This is a genomic window from Rossellomorea oryzaecorticis (assembly GCF_038405515.1).
Lineage (GTDB): Bacteria > Bacillota > Bacilli > Bacillales > Bacillaceae_B > Rossellomorea > Rossellomorea oryzaecorticis_A.
This window is the reverse complement of record NZ_JBBYAF010000113.1, coordinates 1-406: the sequence shown is the minus strand read 5'-3', so window position 1 is coordinate 406 and position 406 is coordinate 1. Positions and strand designations below refer to the sequence as shown.

The 406-nt window shown below is 53.9% G+C and carries 1 rRNA gene; it reads right to left on the bottom strand.

Features of this window, described 5'->3' with window-relative positions:
• A 23S ribosomal RNA gene (locus tag AAEO50_RS21340) occupies window positions 1-406 on the bottom strand; the annotation flags it as partial.

Sequence of the window (406 nt, the reverse complement as noted above, 5' to 3'; positions counted from 1 at the left end):
TGGTTAAGTCCTCGATCGATTAGTATCAGTCAGCTCCACATGTCGCCATGCTTCCACCTCTGACCTATCTACCTAGTCATCTTCTAGGGATCTTACTCACATAAAGTGATGGGAAATCTCATCTCGAGGGGGGCTTCATGCTTAGATGCTTTCAGCACTTATCCCTTCCGCACATAGCTACCCAGCGATGCCTTTGGCAAGACAACTGGTACACCAGCGGTGCGTCCATCCCGGTCCTCTCGTACTAAGGACAGCTCCTCTCAAATTTCCTGCGCCCACGACGGATAGGGACCGAACTGTCTCACGACGTTCTGAACCCAGCTCGCGTACCGCTTTAATGGGCGAACAGCCCAACCCTTGGGACCGACTACAGCCCCAGGATGCGATGAGCCGACATCGAGGTGCC